Annotated in this window: 1 protein-coding gene; it reads left to right on the top strand. The window is 67.0% G+C overall.

Annotation, left to right across the window (positions count from 1 at the left end; all coding sequences use genetic code 11):
* Positions 1 to 14: 14 nt before the first annotated feature.
* On the top strand, positions 15 to 221 hold a 207-nt coding region (locus tag AMS67_RS17775; protein WP_206541716.1), incomplete at its 3' end, for a hypothetical protein.

Here is a 221-nt window from a genome sequence, read left to right as displayed (position 1 = left end):
GTCTGATCCCGGCTGTGGCGCTCGCTCGCTTCTGCGCACCGTTGCGCCTCGCTGATTTCTCTGCGCCGCTCCTCTGGCCTGCCGTGCTCTCGGTGATCGGCGGAGCAAGCGCATGGGCGGCGACCCTGAGCATTGAATCGGCCGCCCTGTCGTTGGGCACCGGAATGCTCACTGCGGTCGCGGCGCTCGCCGCAACTTTCTTCTTGATTCCCCCACTGCGC

It is taken from the genome of Leucobacter japonicus (assembly GCF_001273855.1).
GTDB classification, from domain to species: domain Bacteria; phylum Actinomycetota; class Actinomycetes; order Actinomycetales; family Microbacteriaceae; genus Leucobacter; species Leucobacter japonicus.
The sequence above is the reverse complement of the archived record's forward strand: the minus strand, read 5'-3'. Positions and strand labels throughout refer to the sequence as shown.